Origin of the sequence: Halomonas sp. GD1P12 (assembly GCF_025725645.1) — a bacterium.
Classification (GTDB): domain Bacteria; phylum Pseudomonadota; class Gammaproteobacteria; order Pseudomonadales; family Halomonadaceae; genus Vreelandella.
In genome coordinates, this window is record NZ_CP107007.1 from 1,888,041 (window position 1) to 1,912,744 (window position 24,704).

Here is a 24,704-nt window from a genome sequence, read left to right on the forward strand (position 1 = left end):
AGAACGGGAGTAGTGATGAGCAAAGCGTTCCGGCTAACGTCGAAGTTTCAGCCTGCGGGCGATCAGCCCAATGCCATAAAGGGCCTGATCAACGGGCTCGAGTCGGGGCTTGCCCATCAAACGCTGTTGGGCGTGACCGGCTCGGGCAAGACCTTCACCATGGCCAATATCGTTCAACAGCTTCAGCGCCCGACCATCGTCATGGCGCCGAACAAGACCCTGGCCGCTCAGCTTTATGGCGAGTTCAAGGCGTTCTTTCCGGACAACGCGGTCGAGTACTTCGTTTCCTACTACGACTACTACCAGCCGGAAGCCTACGTGCCGTCCTCGGACACCTTCATCGAGAAGGACGCCTCGATCAACGATCACATCGAGCAGATGCGCCTGTCGGCGACCAAGGCGCTGCTGGAGCGCCGCGACGCGCTGATCGTGGTATCGGTCTCTGCAATTTACGGCCTGGGTGACCCGGACCAGTACCTGAAGATGCGCCTGCACTTTACTCGGGGCGAGTTGATCGATCAGCGCGCGTTCCTGCGCCGCCTCGCCGAACTTCAGTACACGCGCAACGACATGGATTTTCGCCGCGGCACCTACCGGGTACGCGGCGACGTCATCGATATTTTTCCCGCGGACTCCGACGAGGAGGCGGTGCGGGTCGAGCTGTTCGACGATGAGATCGACTCCATCCGCCTGTTCGACCCGCTGACTGGCGACGTGCGCGGTCAGGTGCCGCGCATGACGATCTACCCGAAATCCCACTACGTCACTCCGCGCGAAACGATCCTCGAGGCGATCGAGTCGATCAAGGGTGAACTCAAGGAGCGCCTGGAGTGGCTTAGAAAGCACGAACGCCTGGTGGAAGCGCAGCGTCTCGAGCAGCGCACGCTCTATGATATCGAGATGATGCTGGAGCTTGGCTACTGCAACGGTATCGAGAACTACTCACGCTATCTTTCCGGGCGCGCCCCGGGCCATGCGCCGCCGACGTTCTTCGACTACCTGCCCGACGACGCGCTGCTGTTCATCGACGAATCCCACGTCAGCGTTCCGCAGGTGGGCGGCATGTACAAGGGCGACCGTTCGCGCAAGGAAACGCTGGTCGAATACGGTTTCAGGCTTCCCTCGGCGCTGGACAACCGGCCAATGAAATTCGAGGAGTGGGAGTCGATCTGCCCGCAGACGATCTTCGTTTCCGCCACGCCCGGCAACTACGAAGCCGAACACGCGGGCCAGGTCGTCGAGCAAGTGGTTCGCCCGACAGGCCTGCTGGACCCGGAAATCGAAGTGCGCCCGGCCAGTACCCAGGTCGATGATCTGCTCTCCGAGGTACACAAGCGCACGGCGGTCGGCGAGCGCGTGCTCGTCACCACCCTCACCAAACGCATGGCCGAAGACTTGACCGAGTATCTAGACGACCACGACGTGCGCGTACGCTACCTGCACTCGGATATCGACACCGTCGAGCGGGTCGAGATCATCCGCGATCTTCGCCTGGGCAAATTCGACGTGCTGGTGGGCATCAACCTGCTGCGTGAGGGCCTGGATATTCCCGAGGTGTCGCTGGTGGCGATTCTCGATGCGGACAAGGAGGGCTTTCTGCGCGCCGAGCGCTCGCTCATCCAGACCATCGGCCGTGCCGCGCGTAACGCCCACGGCAAGGCGATTCTCTACGGCGATCGCATCACCGACTCGATGCGCCGCGCGATGGACGAAACCGAGCGGCGTCGCACCAAACAGATGGCGCACAACGAAGAGCACGGCATCACGCCGACCACCGTCACGCGCTCCGTGGCCGACATTCTCGAGGCAGCCCAGGCCCCCGGGGCGAAGAAGACCAACGGCCGTCGCGGGGCAGATCGCAAGAAAAGTGCTACGCCGGACTACGATATCGCCAACATGGGCCAGCACGAGCTGGGTGAGGCGATTGGCAAGCTGGAAGACGCCATGTTCGAGGCGGCCCAGAATCTTGAATTCGAGGAAGCGGCGCGCCTTCGCGATCAGCTCAACCAAATGAAAGAGAAACAGCTGGTACTGGGGTAAACATGCCGGAAGGACCAGAGATCCGCCGCGCAGCAGATCGCATCGAAAAACAGATTGGCGGGCGCGTGCTGGAGCACGCCTGGTTCGCCTTCGAAGAGCTACAAACCCAGGCGGATTCCCTGATCGACACGCGGGTCGAAGCCGTCGAAACCCGCGGCAAGGCGATGCTGATTCGTTTCGATAACCAGCGCGTGCTCTATTCTCATAATCAGCTCTACGGGGTATGGAAACTCCACGCCGCCCACAAGCCGCCTCAGACCAATCGCTCGCTGCGCGTAAGGCTCGTCACCGAGGGCAGGGCGGCGAGTCTCTACAGCGCATCAAGCATCGCGCTACTCGACGCTGATGCGCTTAATGAGCATCCGTTTCTCGCAAGGCTTGGACCGGATCTCTTGAGTCAAAACGTCTCGGCTGCCAGCGTGCTGGCGCGGCTCGACGATTCGCGTTTTCACCGTCGAAGCCTCGGGGCGCTGCTGCTGGATCAGGGGCTCGTGGCGGGGCTCGGCAACTATTTACGCTCGGAAATTTTGTTCTACGCCGGGCTCAACCCCAAAAAGCGCCCGGTCGACCTTGGCGATAACGAGCGAGAGCAGCTGGCGCAGATCATTATCGACACCACGTGGCAGGCTTACCGGCAGGCGGGCGTGACGAACCGCGAGGCGTGGATCGAGCAGGCCAAGGCAGCGGGTGAAACCAGGCGCCAGTGGCGCTTTAGCGTATTCGAGCGCGCCGGGCTCTCATGTCATCGCTGTGGCGACATCATCGAACGACAAATGGTAGGGTCGCGGCGCCTTTACTGGTGCCCGCACTGCCAGCCGGCGACTTAACGATAAATATTTATACCGTTATCTTTTATGCAACATAAAAAATTTATAATTTAGGTCTTTGCAAAAAATTCAGCGACAACAGCAAAGCTGCCGGCGATGCATCGATCAGGTATAATCGATGAATTAGAACGGCTAACGGGTTGAAAAATCCCCTTGATAAATAGCCGCTTGAAATCGATCCACCGAGGAGCCCGTTGTTCATGACCGTGATCAAGCAGGATGACGTTATTCAAAGCGTTGCCGACGCCCTTCAATACATCTCCTATTACCATCCGAAAGACTTCATCGACGCCATGGCGGCCGCCTACGAGCGCGAAGAGAACCCTGCCGCCAAGGACGCCATCGCCCAGATCCTGATCAACTCGCGGATGTGCGCCACCGGCCATCGGCCGATTTGCCAAGATACCGGCATCGTGACCGTGTTTGTTCACGTGGGCATGAACGTGACCTGGGAGGCGGACATGAGCCTCGACGATATGGTCAACGAGGGCGTTCGCCGCGCCTACCTGCTGCCCGACAACGTACTGCGCGCTTCGGTGCTGGCCGACCCGGACGGCAAGCGCCAGAACACCAAAGACAATACGCCCGCCATCATTCACCACAAGCTCGTGCCCGGCGACAAGGTCGATATCCACGTGGCGGCGAAAGGCGGGGGTAGCGAGGCGAAATCCAAGTTCGCGATGCTGAACCCGTCCGATAGCGTCGTCGATTGGGTGCTGGAGCAGCTACCTAAAATGGGCGCTGGCTGGTGCCCGCCGGGCATGCTCGGTATTGGTATCGGCGGCACCGCCGAGAAAGCCATGGAAATCGCCAAGGAAGCGCTGCTCGATCCGATCGACATTCAGGATTTGCAGGCACGTGGGGCGAGTAACCGTGCCGAAGAGCTGCGTTTGGAGCTGTTCGATAAGGTCAACAAGACCGGTATTGGCGCGCAGGGCCTGGGTGGCCTGACTACGGTGCTCGACATCAAGGTCAAGGATTACCCGACCCACGCGGCGAACAAGCCGGTCGCCATCATCCCCAACTGTGCCGCCACCCGTCACGCGCACTTCACCCTCGATGGCTCCGGCGCGGTCGCGCTGCCTGCGCCCAAACTCGAGGACTGGCCGGAGATTACTCGCGAAGTGGGTGAAAACGTCAAGCGGGTCGATCTCGACAGCGTTACACCGGAAGAAGTCAAAACCTGGCAGCCCGGCGATACGCTGCTGCTCAACGGCAAACTCTTGACCGGGCGCGACGCCGCCCATAAACGTATGACCGACATGATCAGCAAGGGCGAGCCGCTGCCTGTCGATATGAAAGGGCGCTTCATTTACTACGTCGGCCCGGTCGACCCGATCGGCGACGAGGTGGTTGGCCCCGCGGGTCCGACCACCGCCACGCGGATGGACAAGTTCACCCGCACCATGCTCGAGGAGACCGGCCTTTTGGGCATGGTCGGCAAGGCAGAGCGGGGCGAGGATGCTATCGAGGCGATTCGCGACAACCAGGCGGTTTATTTGATGGCCGTCGGCGGCTCGGCCTATCTCGTCGCCCAGGCAATCAAGAAGTCGCGCGTGGTCGGGTTCGAGGACCTGGGGATGGAAGCCATCTATGAATTCGAAGTAGAAGACATGCCGGTCACCGTCGCCGTCGACACGAAAGGTACGTCGGTGCACCAGACCGGCCCGGCCAAATGGAAGGCAATCATCGCCGAAACCGCGTAAACTGAACGCCTGCAATTATAGACCGACAAAGCCCCGTATTGCGGGGCTTTTGCACATGCGAAATCACAAGGGAATTCATGTCCATGGCAGGGAGCGTTAGATGACCTCATGGCTTATCGGTACGGCCATTTTACTGATTCATCTCATGGGGGTCGTGTCCGCCGTCATGGCGCTGATGTCGAGCCGTACCTCCCAGGGCGCCGTTGCCTGGATCATGTCACTTCTCACGTTCCCCTACGTTGCGCTGCCCGCTTACTGGCTGTTCGGCCGGCCGCGCTTTTACGGCTACGTGACCGCTCGTGGCGCCAAAGACAACGTGTTGCGCCGCGTGTTGCGCCGCTATCGTAATAACATGAAGCCGCATATTTCGCTGCCCGCCACGCGGGACATTCAGGCGGTCGAGCAACTGGCGATGATGCCGTTGACCAAGGGTAACCACGCCGAGCTCCTGATCGATGGGGAAGCCACTTTCGAAAATCTGTTTCAGGGGATCGACGAGGCGACAGACTACCTGCTGCTGCAATTTTTCATCGTACGTGACGACCGGCTTGGCCAGGCACTAAAAGCGCGCCTGCTCGAGGCGGCCAGGCGCGGCGTACGGGTCTACTTTCTTTATGATGAGCTTGGCAGCCGCAAACTGCGCGACAGCTACTTCAAGGAGCTCGAAAGCGAAGGGGTAGCGGTTAGCCCGTTCGGATCTTCCCGCGGCTTCAAGCACCGGTTTCAGCTCAATTTTCGTAACCATCGCAAGATCATGGTGGTAGACGGTAAAAAGGGGTGGGTCGGGGGCTTCAACGTGGGTATCGAATATCTGGGGGAGAACCCCCGTCACGGCCCCTGGCGAGATACGCACCTGGCGCTTCAGGGGCCGGGCGTACTCGGCCTCCAGGAAGCTTTTTGGGAAGATTGGCACTGGGCGACCGGGGAGGTGATCACGCTGAATTGGCACGCGGAAAATCACGCCCAAATGGATCATCAGGTGGTGATCGTACCCTCCGGGCCGGCAGACAAGCACGATACCGCAAGTCTTCTGGTACAGCAGCTGATTCATAGCGCCAACGACCGACTATGGGTGACCAGCCCCTATTTCGTGCCGGACCAGGGCGTTCAGGATGCGCTGCGCCTGGCGGCCATGCGGGGAGTGGACGTGCGCGTCATGATCCCCGAGCGTCCGGACCATCTTCTGGTGTTTCTTTCGGCTTTTTCATTTTTACCCGACATGCTGCGTGCGGGTGTAAAAATATACCGTTATCTTCCCGGATTTCTACATCAAAAAGTTATGCTTATTGACTCAGAAGCCGCAACGGTTGGCACGGTAAATCTGGATAACCGCTCGTTTCGCCTCAATTTCGAAATTACCGCGTATATGCCGTCTGAATCCTTTGCCTTGAGCGTCGCCCACATGCTGGAAGAGGACTTTACCCACTGTCGTCGCGTGACGATCGATGAAATTCGCAATCGCCCGCTTTGGAAAAAGGTCGTGTCGCGAGCCGCGTATTTAACCGCGCCCATTCAGTAGCGCTAGCATGAAGGCCGAATCGAGGAGAACCGGGTGAATCTGGAAACCAAATGGCTCGAGGATTTCGTCGCGCTCGCCAATACGCGCAGTTTTTCCACCTCTGCACGACAGCGCCACGTCACTCAGCCCGCGTTCAGCCGGCGCATTCGCGCTCTGGAGCAGGCGCTGGGCACCACGCTGGTGGATCGCTCGACCACGCCCATCGGGCTGACTGCGGAGGGCCAACTTTTTTTGGTCACCGCGCGCAACCTGGTCGATCAGCTCAATGAATCGTTGAACCACTTGAGGGGGCTATCGATCGCCAACGAGGCGCTGGATATCGTCGCGGCGCACTCGCTTGCGCTAAGTTTCTACCCCCCCTGGATCTCGCGGCTGCAAAAGGGAGTGGGAGAGCTACCCACCCGATTAGTGGCCATGAACGTCGGCGAAGCGATCCACGTGCTGCGCGAGGGAAACTGTGATCTGATGCTCGCCTACTTCGACCCCTTTGCCACCATGCAGCTCGACACCAAGGTCTTTCCTTCATTTTCGATCGGTAACGTCAACATGCTGCCGGTATCGCTTGCAGACGCACAGGGCAAGCCGCTGTTTACCCTCGACCAACCCGACCCGGTACCATATCTGAGCTATAGCCAAGGGGCTTTTTTGGGTAAAAGCGTGCACATGGTGCTCAAGAACGACCCGCGCCGATTGAATCTGCGTACGGTGTACGAAACCGCAATGGCGGAAGGGCTGAAAGGGATGGTGCTGCAAGGCGTAGGCATGGCCTGGATCCCGGATTTCTGCATTCGCGAAGAGCTTAAAAGTGGCCGGCTGGTACGCGCCGGCGACGAGAGTCTCGATATCCCACTGGAAATTCGTCTTTACCGCTGCTCGTTGGTCCACAAACCGGGCGTCGAGCGGCTGTGGCGCCAGATGATGAAGCTTCCCCGCGACTTTTTGCAGGCCTGATAATCCTCAAAGCCGCTCATTGCGCGCTCAGGGGCAAGTTTTGCCGACATCACGACAACGCTGCGCGGCAGACTATAGTTAGATATGCTGATCAGACCATACAAGCGCTCGATATAAGGCGCACTTATAATGCATTTTGCAAGGGAATCAACATGCAGGTAAAAAGAACGCTGCTTTTTTGGTGGCACGTGGTGCAGGACGCCATCGCGCTCTGGCTCGAGCGAAACGCCTTTAGCTACGCAGGCTCCTTGGCCTTCTATACGCTTTTTTCGCTCGCGCCAACGATCATCATCGCCGTGACGGTCATTGGTATGGTGCTCGGTGAAGAAGCCGCCCAAGGGCAGATCGTGGCTCAGCTTCAGGGAACGCTCGGCCTCGATGCGGCCTCGGCCATCGAGCAGGCGGTCGCCCAATCGCGTATCGAGGAGTCGGGATTGCTGCCAACGCTTTTAGGCTTTGGAGCGCTGCTGATCGGCGCAACGACCGTTTTTGGTCAGATGCAGTTCTCGCTCAACACGATCTGGGATGTAACCGCCAAGCCTACTTCCAACAGCGTATTCATCTTCATCAAGACCCGTCTTTTGTCGCTCACCGTGGTGCTTGCCATCGGGTTCATCCTGCTGGTATCGCTGGTATTGGGCGTCGTGGTGAGGGGCATGCTGCAGGCGGCGAACTATATCGTGCCCTATGTCAGCTTTTTTACCCGCGCGGTCGAGTCGCTGGTATCGCTTGGCATGGTGACGCTTTTGTTCGCAACCATCTTCAAGGTGCTGCCGGACGTTGTGCTGCGCTGGCGAGACGTGTTCATTGGCGGCCTGGTCACGGCGATTCTATTCACCATCGGGCGCAATTTGATCGCCATTTACCTTGCCTATACCGCCACGGCCTCGACCTACGGGGCGGCGGGCTCGGTGGTCATGGTGCTTTTATGGGTCTATTACAGTTCGCTGATTCTGCTGTTCGGCGCGGCGTTTACGCGCTCGCTATTGACCCGCCGTGGTCGGGCGATCATTCCGCGTAACAGCGCCGTTCGCGTCAAGCACGAGTTCGTGAAGGAGTTCAAGGAGGCTGACATGTCGACTAAAAGCGTACGGGCATTTGTGACAGGGAAGGTCCAGGGCGTCAATTTTCGCAGCACCACACGGGAAAAGGCGCTGGCCACCAGTGTCAGCGGCTACGCTAGAAATCTCTCCGACGGCCGCGTCGAGGTACTGATATGCGGGGAAGAGGAGGCGGTCGACTCGCTCGTCGATTGGCTATGGCATGGCCCGGAAGGCGCTCATGTGACTGACGTGAGCCTCGAGCAAGTCAAGGAGGCCCACGTGCCCGAAAGTTTCACCACGGCATGAGGGCCGTGGCAAAACCCGTTTTACAAGAGCGCCTCAGGCGCTCTTTTTGTAGGCGTCGATGTTCTCGGCGGTCAAACGAACGATGTTTTGACGCGCTTCGGGAGTGATCCAGGCGTTGTGCGGGGTGACGATCAGATTGAGCGGCTCAACGGCTGTCAGCGCATCCAGTAGCGCGTGCCCCTCGCGAGGCGGCTCTTCGGGCAGCACATCGACGGCGAGTCCGCCAATCTGACCGTCGCGAAGCGCTTGCAGCGCGGCGTGCTCATCGATGATGCCACCGCGGGCGCAGTTGATCAGTAAAAGCGTGGATTTCGCTTTCTCCAGGCGCGCCTGGTTGATCAGATGCTTCGTCTGTTCGTTGAGCGGGCAGTGCAGACTGATCACGTCGGCTTGGGGCAGCAGCTCATCAAGACTTTGGCGCTCGTCGTTCGCCTCATCGCCGGGGCGGGCCGCAAAACGCACGTTCATGCCAAACGCCTCGGCCAGCCGCGCTACTTCGGAGCCGAGTTCTCCCTGGCCGACCATCACGAGCTGCTTGCCGGCAAGCTCCAGCGTTGGGTAGTCCTGCAGGCAGAAAAACGCACTCTGCTGCCAGGCCCTGGAGGCGACATCCTGCTGATAGCGCGGCAAGCGCGCGGCCAGGGTGAGCATCAGCATCAGCGTGTGTTGCGAGACACTCGCCGTACCGTAGGCGGTGACGTTTTTCACCGCGATGCCGTTGTCCCTGGCGGCGTCCATATCGATATTGTTGACCCCGGTGGCCATCACGCAGATCAGCTTGAGCGAGGGTAGGGCGTCGAGGGCGTCGCGGCTCAGTTTGACCTTATTGACCAGCGCGATATCAGCGTTCTTGAGCCGCTCGACAACCTCGTCCGACGCTGTCTGGTCGAACACCTCGAGCGACGACACGCTGTCGCGAATGGCGGTGAAATCGATACCAGGACCCATGCTTTTCGCATCGAGCATTACCGCGTGGGGCATTTGATGATCTCCATATGGACGGCGAGCCCCGCCAAACCTTGCTTGGCAGGGGGCACAAAAGGGTATAATGGGCGGCTTTGCGGGCCGCTGTCTTGGAATTTATGACCACAGGCCACATATTGTCACGGCCCAGCAACGCTTGGGTCATCGACGTCCTGTCCAGTTGAGCTTTTCAGGAGCCATCAACATGCCCATCTATGAGTATGAGTGCAAGGCCTGCGGTCATCGCATGGAAAAATTACAGAAAATCAGCGCCGACCCGCTGACCCACTGCCCGGCATGTGCCCAGGACGAGCTTTCAAGGCTGGTATCGGCAGCGGGCTTTCGCCTGGCCGGTGGCGGCTGGTACGAAACCGATTTCAAGACCGGTGGTAAGAAAAATCTTGCCGCGGACAGTCAGGGCGCCTCGAGCGGTAAAAATAGCACCAGCGCGAAAAGCGACGCGCCTACGTCGAGCGGCTCTGCAAAGGATGGCTCGTCGAAAAACGGCTCGTCAAAAGGCGGTTCATCAAAGGATAAGGGCGCCGCGGCCTAGCCGCGCCGGTCACGGCGCGATGCCCGCGCCACTTTTATTGCCACGTAACAGAACAGGATGAAACATGCGCAGCCATTATTGCGGCCAGCTTAACGAAACTCTGGTAGATCAAACGGTGACCGTTTGTGGGTGGGTCCACCGTCGCCGTGATCACGGCGGGGTCATTTTCCTCGACATGCGCGACCGTGACGGCATCGCGCAGTTCGTCGTCGACCCGGATACCGCCCAGGCGTTCGAAACCGCCGACCGTGCTCGCAATGAATACGTGCTGCGTATTACCGGTCGCGTCCGTCTGCGCCCGGAAGGTACCCAGAACCCCAACATGCCCACTGGCATGGTGGAAGTGCTGGCCAAGGACGTCGAGGTACTCAACACCGCCGCTACGCCGCCGTTCCAACTCGATGAACACGGCAAGGTCGGTGAAGAAGTGCGCTTGAAGCATCGCTATATCGATCTGCGCCGCCCGGACATGATCGAGAAGCTGCGCCTGCGCTCGCGCATTTCTCACAGCGTACGCGCGTTTCTCGAAAACGAAGGCTTTCTCGACATCGAGACGCCGGTACTGACCCGGGCGACACCGGAAGGCGCGCGCGACTACCTGGTCCCGAGCCGCACCCACGCCGGCGAATTCTTCGCGCTGCCGCAGTCGCCGCAGCTGTTCAAGCAGCTTCTGATGGTCGCCGGCTTCGATCGTTACTACCAGATCGCCAAGTGCTTTCGTGACGAGGACCTGCGCGCCGATCGTCAGCCCGAGTTCACCCAGATCGATATCGAGGCCTCCTTTGTCGAGGAGAGCGATATCATGGGTATCACCGAGTCGATGATCCAAAAGCTCTTCAAGGAAGTGCTCGACGTCACGCTGCCCGACTTTCCGCGCATGACCTGGCAGGAGGCCATGGACCGCTTTGGCTCCGACAAGCCGGATCTGCGCATTCCGCTCGAGCTGACCGACGTCGACGACCTGATGAAGCAGGTCGACTTCAAGGTCTTCTCCGGCCCGGCCAACGCCGACGATGGCCGCGTGGCCGCGCTGAAGGTCAAGGGCGGCGCCAGCCTGTCGCGCAAGGAGATCGACGAGTACACCAAATTCGTGGGTATCTACGGCGCCAAGGGCCTGGCCTGGATCAAGGTCAACGAGCGCGCTAAGGGCCTCGAAGGGCTGCAGTCGCCGATCGTCAAGTTCATGGAGAACGTGGTCGAAGAGCTTCTGGAGCGTGTCGGTGCCGAGGATGGCGACATCATCTTCTTCGGCGCGGACAAGACTCAGATCGTCAACGAAGCGATCGGCGCGCTGCGCGTCAAGCTCGGCGCCGACCTCGAACTCTACACCCAGGAGTGGGCGCCGCTGTGGGTCGTCGACTTCCCGATGTTCGAAACCGATGGCAGCGGCCGCCTGAGCCCGCTGCACCATCCGTTTACCGCACCGTCCTGCTCGCCGGAAGAGCTCAAGGCCAATCCGGCCCAGGCGCTGTCGCGCGCCTACGACATGGTGCTCAACGGTACCGAACTCGGCGGCGGCTCGATCCGTATCCACGATCAAACCATGCAGCGCAGCGTGTTCGAGATCCTGGGCATCGGTGAAGAGGAAGCCCAGGAGAAGTTTGGCTTCCTGCTCGACGCGCTTCAGTACGGCGCGCCGCCCCACGGCGGCTTGGCCTTCGGCCTCGACCGTCTGGTCATGCTGATGGCCGGCGCGAAGACCATTCGTGAAGTGATCGCCTTCCCGAAAACCCAAAGCGCGGCGTGTCTGATGACCGACGCCCCGGGCGAGGTGAGCGCCGAGCAGCTCAAGGAGCTCAACATCCGCCTGCGCCAGAAAGCGAAAGCCGAAGACGCCGCGCAGTAACGTCGTCTCACTATCGAGCAGGCTCAAACACCGGCGTTCGCGCCGGTGTTTTCGTTTCAAGGTGCCTTTCTATTCAGACAAGAGGCCCACCTTTGCCGGCTGGAGACCAGCCGGTTGGAGAGCAGCAACATGAATGAACGGCCCACTGATCCGCCCCGGCGCATTCTGGGCATCGACCCGGGCTCGCGAATCACCGGCTACGGCGTGATCGAGCTGGTCAACGCCCGGCCGGTCTACGTTGCCAGCGGCTGTATTCGTACCGCCGACGGGGCACTCGAGCAGCGCCTGGCGCAAATTTACGCTGGCCTCGCCGAAGTGGTCGGGCTTCACCGGCCTACTGAAGTGTCCGTCGAGCGCGTGTTCATGGCCAAAAACCCGGATTCCGCGCTCAAGCTTGGCCAGGCCCGGGGCGTGGCGCTGGTGTGCATGGCAAACCACGGCTTAAACATCGCCGAATACGCTGCCCGCCAGATCAAGCAGGCGGTGACCGGCCAGGGCGGCGCGGACAAGTCTCAGGTGCAGCACATGGTCACCGCGATTTTGAATCTTTCCGCCACGCCCCAGGCCGACGCCGCCGACGCGTTGGCGATCGCGCTGAGCCACGCCTACGCGGGCCAGGGGCTTCTGGCCACGCCCGCGCGCGGCGCCAGGCGTCGTTCGAGCGGGCGCTGGCGGCTTTGACAGCGCCACAAGGCACCGGCACCACTGGTCATAAGTACAGAGTCGTCATATAGTAACCCCGGTTTCGAGCGCTGCCCGCCAGCGCTTGATCATCTTCTGGTTTGGGAATGAGGTCGTTCATGATTGGTCGTTTAAGCGGCGCGCTGCTGGAAAAACACCCGCCCTGGGTGGTCGTCGACGTGCACGGCGTCGGCTATGAGCTGGAGGCCTCGATGACGACCCTGGTGGCGCTGCCCGCTCCTGGCGAGCCAGTCTCGCTCTACACCCACCTGACGATCCGCGATGACGCGCACCTGCTGTACGGCTTCGCCCGAGAGCACGAACGCGCGCTGTTTCGCGCGTTGATCAAGGTCAACGGCGTGGGGCCGAAGCTTGCACTTGCGATTCTTTCCGGCATGGATGAAGACGCCTTCATGCGCTGCGTGCGCGACGACGACGCCAAGGCGCTGACCAAGCTTCCAGGAGTGGGCAAGAAAACCGCCGAGCGGCTGATTATCGAGATGCGCGACCGGTTCCCGGAATGGGAGCGAGGTGAATACGCGCCGTTGGCGTTGGAAGGCGCCACCGGCGAGGCGCCACCGCGCGACAACACCGCCGACGCCGAAGCCGCGCTGGTGAGTTTGGGTTACAAGCTGACCGAAGCCGCTAAAATGCTTTCCGACCTTGATCCGCATCAGAGCACCGAAGCGCTGATCAAGGCGGCGCTGACGCGGCGCATGGGAGGCTGAGTGAACGCACCCACTCATTCGAGGCCAACCAATTTTACGCCAGCCAGTCATGGGGTTTTATGCTAGAACACGACCGGCTCATCGCCGCCGCGCCGGAACAGGGCGAAGTGCGGCTCGACCACGCCATTCGGCCTAAAAAGCTTCGCGACTATATCGGCCAGCCGCGCGTGCGCGAGCAGCTCGAGATCTTCATCGGCGCGGCGCGCCTGCGCGAAGAGAGCCTGGACCACACCCTGGTGTTCGGCCCGCCAGGGCTTGGCAAAACTACGCTTGCCAACATCATCGCCACCGAAATGGGCGTTGGGCTCAAATCCACGTCAGGCCCGGTGCTCGAGCGCGCCGGCGATCTCGCCGCGATGCTCACCAACCTGGAGCCGGGGGACGTGCTTTTCATCGATGAAATTCACCGGCTCTCGCCAGTCGTCGAGGAAATTCTCTACCCGGCGATGGAGGATTTTCAGCTCGATATCATGATCGGTGAAGGCCCGGCGGCGCGCTCGATCAAGCTCGACCTGCCACGCTTTACCCTGGTCGGCGCCACCACCCGCGCCGGGCTTTTGACCTCGCCGCTGCGCGACCGCTTCGGCATCGTACAGCGCCTCGAGTTTTACAACCTCGAAGAGCTGACCGAAATCGTCTCCCGTTCGGCCAGGCTCTTGAACGTCGAAACCAACGAGGAGGGCGCCATCGAAGTGGCCCGGCGCTCGCGCGGCACGCCGCGAATCGCCAACCGGCTTTTGCGCCGCGTGCGCGACTACGCCGACATCAAGGGCGACGGCGTCGTTAACGCAGCGTTAGCGGACGCCGCGCTCAATATGCTAAACGTGGATCACCACGGGCTCGATCATATGGACCGGCGCTTGCTGCTCGCCATGATCGACAAGTTCGACGGCGGCCCGGTTGGCGTGGATTCACTCTCGGCGGCGATCGGCGAGGAGCGCGATACCATCGAGGACGTGATCGAGCCCTACCTGATCCAGCAGGGCTTGATGATGCGCACGCCGCGCGGTCGCATGGTGACACGCCAGGCGTGGCTGCATTTCGATCGCGTGCCCCACGAGCAGAGCGTCGATGTGGAAGGGGAGCGCCGCCCGTGAGCCAGTCCGAACCAGTTGAGTGCGAACAGCGCCAATGTAAACAAAACCAGGCGTTTCAACTGCCGGTGCGCGTTTACATCGAGGATACCGACGCCGGCGGCATCGTCTACTACGTTAACTATTTGAAGTTCATGGAGCGCGCTCGCAGCGAATGGCTACGAGCATTGGGCTTTTCCCAGCAAACGCTGCTGGACGAAGGCACGCAGCTAGTGGTATACCGCTTGGCTTGTCACTACAGCAAGCCGGCAAGGCTCGACGATGCGCTCAGCGTCGATGCGCACGTCGAGCATATGGGCCGCTGCAGGATGACGTTCGAGCAGCGCGTTTGGCGAAACGAGGAACTCCTTTGCCGCGCGACAGTCGAGATAGCCTGCCTTGATCGCCACACGCTGCGCCCCCGGGCATGGCCCGAAGCGCTCCGAACGGTTTCGGCCGAGTGCCAGACGTCATCGGCTTGACGCTTGAGCGCGGCACTTGCTAAAGGCATTTGAGCGGGGCTTTGTATTCAACCGACGGACCACCCAGGCGCGTTTGCGCTGACTGACCAATGAGGGCCACTGTGAACGATAACACCATGTCCATCCCCCACCTGATAATGAGTGCCAGCACCGTCGTACAGCTGGTCATGCTGCTGCTAGTGGTGGGGTCGATCCTCTCATGGGTGGTGATTTTCCAGCGCAGTATCGCTCTGCGTCGCGCCAAGCGCGAGTACAGCGAGTTCGAAGAGTCGTTCTGGTCCGGGGTAGATCTGAACGAGCTTTACCGCGACATTCCCGCCGACGACCCGCGCCACGGCGCTGAGCACATCTTTCAATCCGGTTTCCGCGAATTCAACCGTTTGATGCCCAAAACGCGCAACCCGGACACCGTTCTGGAAGGCGTTCAGCGCAGCATGCGGGTGGCGTGGTCGCGCGAAGAGGACCGTCTGACACAGCATCTGACGTTTTTGGCCACCGTCGCCTCGGCAAGCCCGTACATCGGTCTTTTTGGTACGGTCTGGGGCATCATGGGCTCGTTTCAAGCGCTGTCGTTTTCCCAGCAGGCTACCCTTGCCACCGTCGCGCCCTGGATCGCCGAGGCGCTGATCGCGACCGCCATGGGCCTTTTTGCGGCCATTCCGGCGGTCATTTTCTATAACCGTCTCTCCAACGATGTCGGCCGGCTGCTGGGCAAGTACGAAGACTTTGCCGAAGAGTTTCACGCCATTTTGCATCGCAATCTTCAGGGTCGCGATAGCACCAAAAGCGTCGGCTAAGGGAGTTCACCATGCACGGGCCATTCAATCGCGGCGGCAAGAAAAAGCCGATGGGCGAGATCAACGTCGTTCCCTTCATCGACGTCATGCTGGTACTGCTGGTGATCTTCATGATCACAACCCCCATGCTGACCCAGGGTGTTCAGGTCGACCTGCCCCAGGTCAGCTCCGAGCCCATCGAGAATCAGGAAGACAATGATCCCATCATCATCTCCGTCGATGACGAGGGGAGCTTCTATATCACGTTGGGCGAAGACACCAGCAGCGTCACCATCGACGAAGTCTCCGAGCGCGTGGTCGCCATTTTGCAGCGCGTGCCCAATACGCCGGTCATGGTTCGGGGCGATCGCAACGTGCCCTACGGTCAGATCGTGGTGCTCATGAGTACGCTTCAGCGTGCGGGCGTGGCCAACGTGGGGCTTCTTTCCGAGCCGCCGCAGGACGGCCAAGGGTAACGCTTTTATGGCCCATGACGCTTTTCGTGACCCACAGGACGTCGGCTACACCTGGCCTCTAGTGCTCGCCGTGGCGGTGCACGCGCTGATTCTTCTTTTCAGCCTTGTGAGCTGGCCATCGTCCACCGAGGAGCCGGATACCACCTCGATCGTTCAGGCGACGTTTGTGAGTACCGAAACCTTCACCGATCAGGCGCAGCAGGCGATCGAGCAACAGGCTGCGCTTGAAAGCGGCGCCAGTAGCGAAACCCAACAGTCGCCGGAGCCGACTCCCGAGCCCGAGCCCGCGCCGGACCCCGAACCGCAGCCCGAGCCTGACCCAGAACCCGAACCTGAACCTGAACCTGAACCCGATCAAAGTACCGCCCAGGCCGAAGCCGCCGCGGCGGAGCGCGCCCGGGCGCTTGAAGAGGCCGTAGCCGAAGCCGCACGCCGCGCTGAAGAAGCCGAGCGGCTTGCCCAAGAGCAGGAAGCTCAAGCCCAGGCACGCGAAGAGGAGGCCCAGCGGCTGGCCGAGGAGCGCGCCGCCGAAGAGCAGGCGCGCGCCGAGGCAGAGGCTGAACAGCAACGGCTGCGTGAAGAGCAGGCCCGCCAGGAGCGAGAAGCGGAAGCCGAGCGTCAGCGTGAAGAGGAAGCCCGCCGTGAAGCCGAAGCTGAGGCCGAGGCCGAGGCCGAACGCCAGCGCCAGGCCGAAGCGGAAGCCGAGCGTCAGCGCGAAGAAGAAGCTCGTCGCGAAGCAGAAGCCCAGGCCGAGCGCGAACGCGAGGAGGCAGCGCGGCGTGAGCGAGAAGCAGAGGAGCAGCGTCAGCGCGAGGCCGAGGCGCAGCGTGAACGCGAAGCCGAAGCACAGCGCCAGCGCGAGGCAGAAGCCGCCATGCAGCGTCAGCTCGAAGGCGAGGCGGCGGCCGCCGCGGCCAACGCCCAGCAAGCGCAGCAGGCGGCGAACAACTTCAGTAACCTGGTGCAGCGTGCCGTGGAGCAGGCCTGGATTATTCCGGGCGGGGCCGACAACCTGCGCGCGGTAATAAGTGCGCGCCTGGGTCCCTCGGGGGAAGTTCTATTGACTAATATAGTAACGTCGAGCGGCAACAGCGCTTTCGATCAATCCGCCGTTCAGGCGGTCGAACAAGCCGCACCGTTTCGTGAGCTTTTACAGCTGACACCGGAACAGCAGCGCGATATACGATCGCGACCGATAAACTTTAACTTCACTCCATCGGGGGTACGTTGATGCAAACCTTGAGTAAAGCCTGGCTATTTTGTGTGCTGCTGCTGATCAGCAGCGTCGCAAGCGCCAACCTGACGATCGAAATCACGCGCGGCAGTGATCAGGCGCTTCCCATTGGCGTCGTGCCCTTCGAAGGCGGCGAGGGCTTGCCGGAAGACGTGGCGCAAATCGTTCAGGACGATCTGGAGCGTAGCGGTATGTTCGCGCCGCTCGCGCGCAGCGCCATGTTCGAACGCCCAAGTCAGGCAAACGACGTTCAGTTCGGCACCTGGCGCTCGCTCGATACGCGCTACCTGGTGGTCGGGCGTGCCCAGCAAACCGGCGGCGGCTATCAGATTCAGTTCGATCTGATGGATATCAGCGGCCAGACGCGCATGATCGGCGAAACCGTCAACGTCAGCGGCAACGACCTGCGCGGTGCGGCCCACTACATCAGTGACCAGGTGTTCGAGGCGATCACCGACATCCGCGGCGCGTTCTCGACCAAAATCGCTTACGTTACCGCTCAGGGGCTGGGCGACAACATGCAGTTCGGCCTGTACGTAGCAGACGCCGACGGTGCCCGCAGCCAACAGGTGCTGACATCAGACCAGCCGATCATGTCGCCGGCCTGGTCTCCGGATGGGCGTAAGCTGGCCTACGTTTCCTTTGAAACCGAGCGCCCGGCGATCTATATTCAGGATGTTTCAAGCGGTCAACGCGTACAGGCAACATCGTTCGAGGGCATCAACGGCGCGCCGGCCTGGTCGCCGGACGGCCGCCGCTTGGCGATGTCGCTTTCCAAGGATGGCCAGCCGGATATCTACGTACTCGATATCGGCAGCCGCTCGCTCAATCGCTTGACCGACAGCAACAGCATCGACACCGAACCGGCTTTTTCGCCCAACGGCGCCAACATTCTTTTCACCTCGGATCGCAGCGGCGGCCCCCAGATCTATCAGATGTCCGCCAACGGTGGAAACGCCAATCGGGTGACCTACACCGGCAACTACAACGCTCGCGGGCGCTACTCACCGGAAGGCGATCAGATCTTTTTGGTCCACCGGTCGGACCGCGGTTATCAAGTGGCACGCCAGGAACTCGACGGCGGTCGTTTGGTGGTCTTGAGCGAGTCAACGCGGGATGAATCTCCTAGTGTTGCACCGAACGGGACCATGGTAATCTTCGCTACCCAACAGGGTGGAAGTGGCTTTTTGAGTGCCGTTTCGGCGGATGGCCGCTCGTCATTCAGACTGCCGGCAGCACAGGGTGAAGTACGCGACCCCGCGTGGTCTCCCTTTTTAAACTGAAGTTCAACCACAGAAACGTTGAACCACAGAAACGTTGAACAACATTGAATTCTGTTTTTCAGGCAAGGAGTCTGATCATGCAACTTAAGCCATTGGCTCGCTCTCTAGCAGTCGCCTTCTCCATTCTGGCCGTTGCGGGCTGTTCGAGCACCGGCGGCACCCAGGACGGTGACGCATACGGTAGCCAAAGCGGCAGCACCGCCGGTACCGGTAACGGTTCCGGTATGGGCACCAACGGTAGCGGCCAGTACGGTTCCACCTCGGGCTCCGGCTACGGCGCTGGCCAGCAGGCCGACTCACGCATTCCCGAAGTGCGTACCATCTACTTCGATTACGACCGCGACACGATCAAAAGCGAGTACGAATCCGTCGTGATGGGCCATGCGCGCTACCTGCAGGCCAACCCCAACGCCCGCGTGACGCTACAGGGTCATACCGACGAGCGCGGTACGCGTGAATACAACATGGCACTTGGCGAGCGTCGCGCCCGCGCCGTTCAGCGCTTTTTGAACATTCAGGGCGTTTCCCCGTCTCAAATGAGCGTTGTCAGCTACGGCGAAGAGCGTCCGGCGGCCAGCGGTCAGGGCGACAGCGCCTACTCGCAAAACCGTCGCGTGGTCTTTAGCTACTAATTCGGCTAATGGGTCAGACGGTTAGACGTTAAGCTATCAAGCGCCCCGGGCAGGACTGCCTTGGGGCGTCTTTGGGAGTCATCATGAATCACAGTCTCAAACGTTTTTTTGGGAGGCTGTGCGGTGCGGGAGCCATTGCGCTCCCGCTGTCCGTATTGCCTCTCGCGGTGCTCGCTCAGCAGCCGCTGGTTCAGGACATGTCCTCCGGTTCCGGCGGGTTCTACTCGCAAACTCAGCGTCAGGAAGCCTCTGGCGGTAACCTGGTACTGTTCAATCAGGTCGAGGAGCATCAGCAGGAGATTCAACGCCTGCGGGGTCAAATCGAGGAGCTTCGCCATCAGATGGAGCAGCTCAAACGCCAGTCGCAGCAGCAGTATCTCGATATCGAGGACCGCTTGATGAACCTGCAAAGTGCCCCCGCGCCCACGCCGTCAGCACCGACCGCACCCCAGGTCGAGCCCGAGGCCGCCGAGGAGGTGGCCGCGTCGTCTTCATCGTCCTCGGCAAGCAATGTCAGCGAAGACGCTCAGGCGGACTATCAGGCCGCCTTCGCCCACGTCCAGGCACGCCGCTTTAGCGAGGCGATCGATGCCTTCAACGATTTCGTCACCGCTCACCCGGATACCAGCCTGACCGCCAACGGCTACTACTGGCTTGGTGAGCTTTACGCTGCTGAAAACGAGCTCTCCGCCTCGGATGACGCGTTTAGCCGCGTCATCAACGATTTTGACTCAAGCTCCAAGGTGCCGGATGCGCTTTATAAGCTGGGATTGGTCAAGGCACGCCAGGGCGAAACCGAGCGCAGCCGCGAGCTGCTCGAGCAGGTGCGAGACGATTACCCGCAAAGCAGCGCCGCCGGCTTGGCCAACGACTTTCTTCGCCAGTCCGCCGGATAATTCACCCCGAGGTTATGCATGACCTGCAAGATCGATTATCAGGCCCGGCCTGACTTGCTCAAGGATCGCGTCATTCTCGTCACCGGCGCCGGTGATGGTATCGGCCGCGTCGCCGCGCTCGACTATGCTCGCCACGGCGCCACCGTCATTTTGCTGGGCCGCACCCTCGAAAAGCTCGAGCGCGTGTACGACGAGATCGAAGCCCAGGGATACCCCCAGCCGGCGATCTTTCCGCTCAATATCGAAGGCGCGCTGCTCGAGGACTACGACGACATGGCAAGCCGGCTGGACCGTGAGTTTGGCCGTCTGGATGGCGTGCTGCATAACGCCGGACTGCTGGGCACCATCACGCCCTTCGAGGAGTATGAGCCGGAGCTCTGGGAGCAGGTGATGCAGGTCAATATCAACGGTCCGATCTGGATGACCCAGTCGCTTTTGCCGCTGCTGGACAGCGCCGACGATGCCTCGCTGATTTTCACCTCATCCAGCGTGGGCCGAAAAGGGCGGGCGCAGTGGGGTGCCTATAGCGTGTCGAAGTTCGCGACCGAAGGCTTCATGGAAGTGCTGGCCGACGAGTTCAAGGCGCACGAGCATCTTCGCATCAATACGCTGAATCCGGGCGCGACTCGCACCGATATGCGGTCCGGCGCCTACCCGGACGAGGACCCGACCACGCTGCGCACCCCGGAGCAAATCATGCCGACCTACCTGTGGCTGATGGGCCCGGATAGCCGCGGCGTGACCGGACAAAAAATCGACGCCCAGCCGCCGAAAGCCTGATGGGCTAACATGGACGAGCGGCGGCCGAGGCGTCAAAACGTTAGAGCGCTAAAACGTGGCCAGCCGCTCGACCAGCGCCTCGCAGGTGTCAAACCAGATATCGGCGGGCCAGCGGCGGTAGTCATCCTGCTCGTTGATATAGCCGTAGCCCACCGCAATGGCGGTCATGCCCGCCGCCTTCGCCGCTTCGATGTCTCGCCGATGATCACCGATGTACCAACAGTGCGCCGGGTCGATCGAGAGGCGCCGCGCCGCCTCCCAGAGCGGCTCGGGTTCCGGCTTTTTCACGCTCAGATCGTCGGCGCACAGAAGCGCGCCGGGCGAAAGCGCCAGCGCCTCCAACAGCGGCAGCGTGTAGCGGCGAGGCTTGTTGGTGACGATCCCCCAGGGCTTTTGTTCGCCGTGCCAGCCGGCAAGCCAGGTGTCCAGCGGTTTGAACACCTGGCTATGGGTGGCGACGGCCTGCTCGTAGGCATCCAGTAGATACTGGCGCGCCTCTGCGTGGCCCTCGGCGTCCGACGTAAGGCCAATCGCCAGCGTCACCAGGGCGCTGCCGCCGTTGGAGACTTCCCGGCGAATCTGCTCGAAGGGCAGGGGCGGCTGGCCGTGAAAGCGGCGCAGTGCGTTGGTGGCATTGGCCAGATCCGGCGCGGTATCGACTAGCGTGCCATCCAGATCGAACAAAATGGCCCTGGGCGCGGGAAGCTCGGCGCTGGCCGAGTTGGTCACGTGATTGGTGGAAGCGAGAGCCATTCAGTGGCCCACCCGGCGGCAGTACATCATGTAGTTGACCGAGACGTCGTTGGCCACCAGCTTGTAGCGCCGAGTGAAAGGGTTGTAGGTCAGCCCGGTCTGCTCGCGCACCTCGAGCCCCGCCTTGCGTGCCCAGCTCGCCATTTCTGATGGCCGAATGAATTTGGCGTAGTCGTGGGTACCGCGGGGCAAGAGGTTCAGCACGTACTCGGCGCCGACGATGGCGAAGGCGTAGGATTTCGGCGTGCGGTTGATCGTCGAGAAGAAGACATAGCCACCGGGGCGTACCAGCGTGCAGCACGCGCGAATGACCGAGGCCGGGTCCGGCACGTGCTCGAGCATCTCCATGCAGGTGACGACGTCGAACGCTCCCGGCGACTCGTCGGCCAGGGTTTCGACGCTGACGTTGCGATACGTAAGCTCGACGTTTTGATGCTCGGCGTGCACCCGTGCCACGCCCAGCGGGGCCTCGCCCAGGTCGATGCCAATCACCTCGGCGCCGCGGCGCGCCATCGACTCACTCAAAATTCCGCCGCCACAGCCCACGTCGAGCACTTTCTTGCCCGCAAGCCCGGCGCGGGCGTCGATGAAATCAAGGCGTAGCGGATTGATCTCATGAAGCGGCTTGAACTCTCCTGTCTCATCCCACCACTGGCTGGCAAGTGCTTCAAATTTCGCCACTTCCGCCTGATCGACGTTACCTTGATAGCGATTGGCGGTGCTATCCTCTGGGGTCGCTTGCATGGGTTTACTCCCTTATCCTGTCAACGCGAGACGTTACCGGCGCCCGTTTACCAAAAAAATTGGTTACATTAAGCTACAAGGTGGCATCCACCCCCCGGTTTTGTATTATTGCATTCTAACCACTCCAGGCGCGAAGCGCATGAAAAGGACGTCGACATGACCCAAAAGGCCCTGTTTATCCGGCAATTGCGCAAGGAGCATGGTTGATGCGCGTACTTCTTTACGGCAGCGAACTCAGTGCCGCCACGGCGGCGGCGGCGCTGGCCTTCGTGGGTCATCGCATCGACTGGCTTTTGCACGAGGACGCCCCCTGGGAGGTGATTTCCACCCTCGACTGGCTGCGCCGTGAGCCCGAACTCATGGCCCATATCGGTCAGGCCTTCGAACAGCAGACGCTTCGCATCGTGACCTCCCTCGACGAGGCAGCGCCGATGGACGTGGTGTGGCTGGCTCTTTCGCCGGAACAGCGCCGGTCAGCGGAGACACTTGTGAGCGCACCGCTCCTTCGCGAGCATCGCGCGGTACTCATCAATAACTCCACGTTCCCCGTTGGCGATACCGAGCGCCTCAATGCTCTGATGGGTGAACAGCACAGTAGCGTTGCGCTGCCGGATACCCTCGAGGAGGGGCGGGCTTGGGAGTCGTTCACGCGCCCGACCCGCTGGCTTTTAGGCTGTGACGATGCCCAGGGCGAACAAATCGCTCGCGAGCTGTTGCGCGCTTTCAATCGCCGCCGCGATGTGTTTCAACTGATGCCAAGGCGCGCCGCGGAACTGACCAAGCTCGCCATCAACGGCATGCTGGCAACCCGTATCAGCTACATGAACGAAATCGCCGGGCTCGCTGACACCCTGGGCGTGGACGTCGAGCACGTGCGCCAGGGGATGGGGGCTGACACGCGTATTGGCTTTGAGTATCTCTACCCGGGGTGTGGCTTCGGCGGGCCCAACTTCTCACGGGATTTGATGCGCCTGGCCGACGTGCAGTCGCAAAGCGGGCGTTACTCCGCGCTGCTCGAGCAGGTCATGGATATCAACGAGCAGAAAAAAGAGACGCTCTTTAGAAAGCTCTGGACGTTTTTCGACGGCGACCTGGCCGGTAAGACCGTGGCGATCTGGGGGGCGGCGTTCAAACCCGGCACCGCACGCATCGACCATGCGCCGGTGCTCACACTGCTGGAGGCGCTCTGGGCTCAAGGCGTGAAGGTGCAGCTTCACGACCCCGCCGCCACCCCGGCGCTTGCCGCGCTGCTCGGTGAGCGCGAGGATCTGACGCTTTATACCGACGATCCTTACCAAGCCTGCGAAGGGGCGGATGCGCTGATGCTGGTCACCGAGTGGAAAAACTACTGGAACCCGGACTGGCACCGTCTGACCGAGCTTTTAAATGCTAAATTGATATTGGATGGACGCAATATTTTCGATCCGGCCTTCGTTGCCAGCTGCGGGCTGCGCTACCGAGGCATCGGCCGACGCGCCGACCCAACGACTCATTGAGGAACTTTAATGTCTGACGCCACCCCGTCCCAGCGTATCGTGCCCGACGTGGACCAGAGCCTGGGCGCCCAGCATCTGCGCCATCGTCGAGGTCCGCGCCTTTGGCCGCTGTGGCTCGTACTACTGCTTGTCATCGCGCTGCTGGCGGCGCTGGCCGCGGGCCTTTGGTACGAGCGCGAGCGCCTGCTGGACGAGGTTCGCCGGGTAAGTGGTGAAGTCTCCAATCTGCACGCACGGCTGGACTCCAGCGACACCGACGTGGTCGACTCGGTCAGCTACATGCAGGCCCAGATGACCACGCTTTTTCAGGAACAGGAACAACTCGCCGTGCGCCTGACCAATACCCGTGAAGAGCTTTACGGGCTTTTGACCGATGGTGAGGACACGGTGTCGCTCGAGGCGATCGACGAGCTTCGCGAAACGCTAACGGCGCAGCGCGAGGCGGCCGAGCTCAACGAGCGCCAGCTCAAAGCCGTACGCAGTTCGGTGAGCGCGCTCGAGCAGGCGGGCACCGCCGGGCGCCAAAACCTGCTCGAAGAGGTGGCCTCTTTAGACCAGAACACCGCCGAGCGGGTCGCCGCGTTGGAAGAGCGGCTGGGCCGCGAGCGCGTGACCCTCGACAACCAACTGATCGAGCTTCGCAATGATCTCGATGAACGTTTGGATGAACTCGCCGAGGCGTCCCAAAACGCTGAAACGGGTATCGACCAGCAGGCGCTCGAGCGCGCTACCGCCTCGCTCAATGAGCGTATCAGGGCACTTGAGAGCGATGTTCGTCAGGTGCGTCAGGCGCAATTAGCGTTTAGTGCTCAAATGGAAATGCTGCGATAATTCAAAAAAGGGTGAAAACGCCGGGGCGAAGGGTATCGCCCGGCCTTCGCCTGTCGCCCGTCTGATCAGGTAAAAGAAGGACACC

At 61.1% G+C, this 24,704-nt stretch carries 23 protein-coding genes and 2 pseudogenes; 22 read left to right on the top strand and 3 right to left on the bottom strand.

All coding sequences use genetic code 11. The features are described 5' to 3' along the window. Positions 1 to 15 precede the first annotated feature (15 nt). From uvrB to OCT39_RS08855, 7 genes and pseudogenes are all read left to right on the top strand, one after another. The gene (uvrB, locus tag OCT39_RS08825; RefSeq protein ID WP_263587269.1) at positions 16 to 2,040 is read left to right on the top strand and encodes an excinuclease ABC subunit UvrB; all 2,025 of its coding nucleotides are present in this window, start codon (positions 16 to 18) and stop codon (positions 2,038 to 2,040) included. Positions 2,041 to 2,042: 2 nt separating this feature from the next. Next, a complete protein-coding gene (gene nei, locus OCT39_RS08830; protein ID WP_263584121.1) occupies positions 2,043 to 2,867 on the top strand; it encodes an endonuclease VIII in 825 nt (274 codons plus the stop codon). A 200-nt stretch (positions 2,868 to 3,067) separates the two neighbouring features. Further along, positions 3,068 to 4,573 carry a fumarate hydratase gene (locus OCT39_RS08835; RefSeq protein ID WP_263584122.1) on the top strand — a complete coding sequence of 502 codons (1,506 nt, stop codon included), beginning with the start codon at positions 3,068 to 3,070 and terminating at the stop codon, positions 4,571 to 4,573. A 100-nt stretch (positions 4,574 to 4,673) separates the two neighbouring features. Beyond that, positions 4,674 to 6,092 carry a cardiolipin synthase gene (gene cls / locus OCT39_RS08840; protein WP_263584123.1) on the top strand — a complete coding sequence of 473 codons (1,419 nt, stop codon included), beginning with the start codon at positions 4,674 to 4,676 and terminating at the stop codon, positions 6,090 to 6,092. Between the two features lie 33 nt (positions 6,093 to 6,125). Further along, positions 6,126 to 7,043: a LysR substrate-binding domain-containing protein gene (locus OCT39_RS08845; protein ID WP_263584124.1), complete on the top strand. Its 918-nt coding sequence runs from the start codon at positions 6,126 to 6,128 to the stop codon at positions 7,041 to 7,043. A gap of 152 nt (positions 7,044 to 7,195) precedes the next feature. Continuing rightward, positions 7,196 to 8,095: pseudogene (locus tag OCT39_RS08850) on the top strand (YihY/virulence factor BrkB family protein); the annotation flags it as partial. Between the two features lie 21 nt (positions 8,096 to 8,116). Further along, on the top strand, positions 8,117 to 8,392 hold the full coding sequence (locus OCT39_RS08855; RefSeq protein WP_263587314.1) for an acylphosphatase: 276 nt from the start codon (positions 8,117 to 8,119) through the stop codon (positions 8,390 to 8,392). Positions 8,393 to 8,425: 33 nt separating this feature from the next. Here OCT39_RS08855 and OCT39_RS08860 read toward each other — a convergent pair whose 3' ends face one another. Next, the gene (locus OCT39_RS08860; RefSeq protein WP_263584125.1) at positions 8,426 to 9,373 is read right to left on the bottom strand and encodes a D-2-hydroxyacid dehydrogenase; all 948 of its coding nucleotides are present in this window, start codon (positions 9,371 to 9,373) and stop codon (positions 8,426 to 8,428) included. Positions 9,374 to 9,560: 187 nt separating this feature from the next. On the opposite strand from OCT39_RS08860, the pseudogene OCT39_RS08865 reads away from it, so the two are divergent. From OCT39_RS08865 to OCT39_RS08925, 13 genes and pseudogenes are all read left to right on the top strand, one after another. After that, positions 9,561 to 9,839: pseudogene (locus OCT39_RS08865) on the top strand (FmdB family zinc ribbon protein); the annotation flags it as partial. A 133-nt stretch (positions 9,840 to 9,972) separates the two neighbouring features. Continuing rightward, positions 9,973 to 11,754, top strand: coding sequence for an aspartate--tRNA ligase (gene aspS, locus OCT39_RS08870; protein WP_263584126.1), 1,782 nt, complete (start codon positions 9,973 to 9,975; stop codon positions 11,752 to 11,754). 129 nt (positions 11,755 to 11,883) lie between these two features. Next, a complete protein-coding gene (ruvC, locus tag OCT39_RS08875; RefSeq protein ID WP_263584127.1) occupies positions 11,884 to 12,435 on the top strand; it encodes a crossover junction endodeoxyribonuclease RuvC in 552 nt (183 codons plus the stop codon). 119 nt (positions 12,436 to 12,554) lie between these two features. Further along, complete coding sequence (gene ruvA / locus OCT39_RS08880; RefSeq protein WP_263584128.1) at positions 12,555 to 13,163, top strand: Holliday junction branch migration protein RuvA; 609 nt, start codon at positions 12,555 to 12,557, stop codon at positions 13,161 to 13,163. A 59-nt stretch (positions 13,164 to 13,222) separates the two neighbouring features. After that, positions 13,223 to 14,260: a Holliday junction branch migration DNA helicase RuvB gene (gene ruvB, locus OCT39_RS08885; protein WP_263584129.1), complete on the top strand. Its 1,038-nt coding sequence runs from the start codon at positions 13,223 to 13,225 to the stop codon at positions 14,258 to 14,260. Positions 14,261 to 14,319: 59 nt separating this feature from the next. Then, positions 14,320 to 14,718, top strand: coding sequence for a tol-pal system-associated acyl-CoA thioesterase (gene ybgC / locus OCT39_RS08890; protein WP_263587315.1), 399 nt, complete (start codon positions 14,320 to 14,322; stop codon positions 14,716 to 14,718). Positions 14,719 to 14,834: 116 nt separating this feature from the next. Continuing rightward, positions 14,835 to 15,515 carry a protein TolQ gene (gene tolQ / locus OCT39_RS08895; protein ID WP_263584130.1) on the top strand — a complete coding sequence of 227 codons (681 nt, stop codon included), beginning with the start codon at positions 14,835 to 14,837 and terminating at the stop codon, positions 15,513 to 15,515. An 11-nt stretch (positions 15,516 to 15,526) separates the two neighbouring features. Then, entirely contained in the window at positions 15,527 to 15,970 is a 444-nt protein-coding gene (tolR, locus tag OCT39_RS08900; protein ID WP_263584131.1) for a protein TolR, read from the top strand. Between the two features lie 7 nt (positions 15,971 to 15,977). Continuing rightward, positions 15,978 to 17,201: a cell envelope integrity protein TolA gene (gene tolA / locus OCT39_RS08905; RefSeq protein WP_263584132.1), complete on the top strand. Its 1,224-nt coding sequence runs from the start codon at positions 15,978 to 15,980 to the stop codon at positions 17,199 to 17,201. After that, positions 17,201 to 18,487 (top strand): Tol-Pal system beta propeller repeat protein TolB, encoded by a 1,287-nt coding sequence (gene tolB / locus OCT39_RS08910; protein WP_263584133.1) that lies wholly within the window; start codon positions 17,201 to 17,203, stop codon positions 18,485 to 18,487. The genes tolA and tolB overlap by 1 nt, the downstream gene beginning before the upstream one ends. Positions 18,488 to 18,564: 77 nt before the next feature. Continuing rightward, complete coding sequence (pal, locus tag OCT39_RS08915) at positions 18,565 to 19,119, top strand: peptidoglycan-associated lipoprotein Pal (protein WP_263584134.1); 555 nt, start codon at positions 18,565 to 18,567, stop codon at positions 19,117 to 19,119. 83 nt (positions 19,120 to 19,202) lie between these two features. Beyond that, the gene (gene ybgF / locus OCT39_RS08920; protein ID WP_263584135.1) at positions 19,203 to 20,015 is read left to right on the top strand and encodes a tol-pal system protein YbgF; all 813 of its coding nucleotides are present in this window, start codon (positions 19,203 to 19,205) and stop codon (positions 20,013 to 20,015) included. Positions 20,016 to 20,033: 18 nt separating this feature from the next. Then, positions 20,034 to 20,795, top strand: a complete 762-nt coding sequence (locus OCT39_RS08925) for a YciK family oxidoreductase (protein WP_263584136.1) — start codon at positions 20,034 to 20,036, stop codon at positions 20,793 to 20,795. Between the two features lie 48 nt (positions 20,796 to 20,843). On the opposite strand, the gene OCT39_RS08930 is transcribed toward OCT39_RS08925, so the two are convergent. Both OCT39_RS08930 and ubiG read right to left on the bottom strand, forming a co-directional pair. Further along, a complete protein-coding gene (locus OCT39_RS08930) occupies positions 20,844 to 21,548 on the bottom strand; it encodes an HAD-IA family hydrolase (protein WP_263584137.1) in 705 nt (234 codons plus the stop codon). Further along, complete coding sequence (gene ubiG, locus OCT39_RS08935) at positions 21,549 to 22,292, bottom strand: bifunctional 2-polyprenyl-6-hydroxyphenol methylase/3-demethylubiquinol 3-O-methyltransferase UbiG (RefSeq protein WP_263584138.1); 744 nt, start codon at positions 22,290 to 22,292, stop codon at positions 21,549 to 21,551. It lies immediately after the preceding gene. Positions 22,293 to 22,498: 206 nt separating this feature from the next. Between ubiG and OCT39_RS08940 the strand changes: the two genes are divergently transcribed. Beyond that, positions 22,499 to 23,788, top strand: a complete 1,290-nt coding sequence (locus OCT39_RS08940; RefSeq protein ID WP_263584139.1) for a nucleotide sugar dehydrogenase — start codon at positions 22,499 to 22,501, stop codon at positions 23,786 to 23,788. Between the two features lie 9 nt (positions 23,789 to 23,797). Further along, positions 23,798 to 24,619, top strand: a complete 822-nt coding sequence (locus OCT39_RS08945; protein ID WP_263584140.1) for a hypothetical protein — start codon at positions 23,798 to 23,800, stop codon at positions 24,617 to 24,619. Positions 24,620 to 24,704 lie beyond the last annotated feature (85 nt).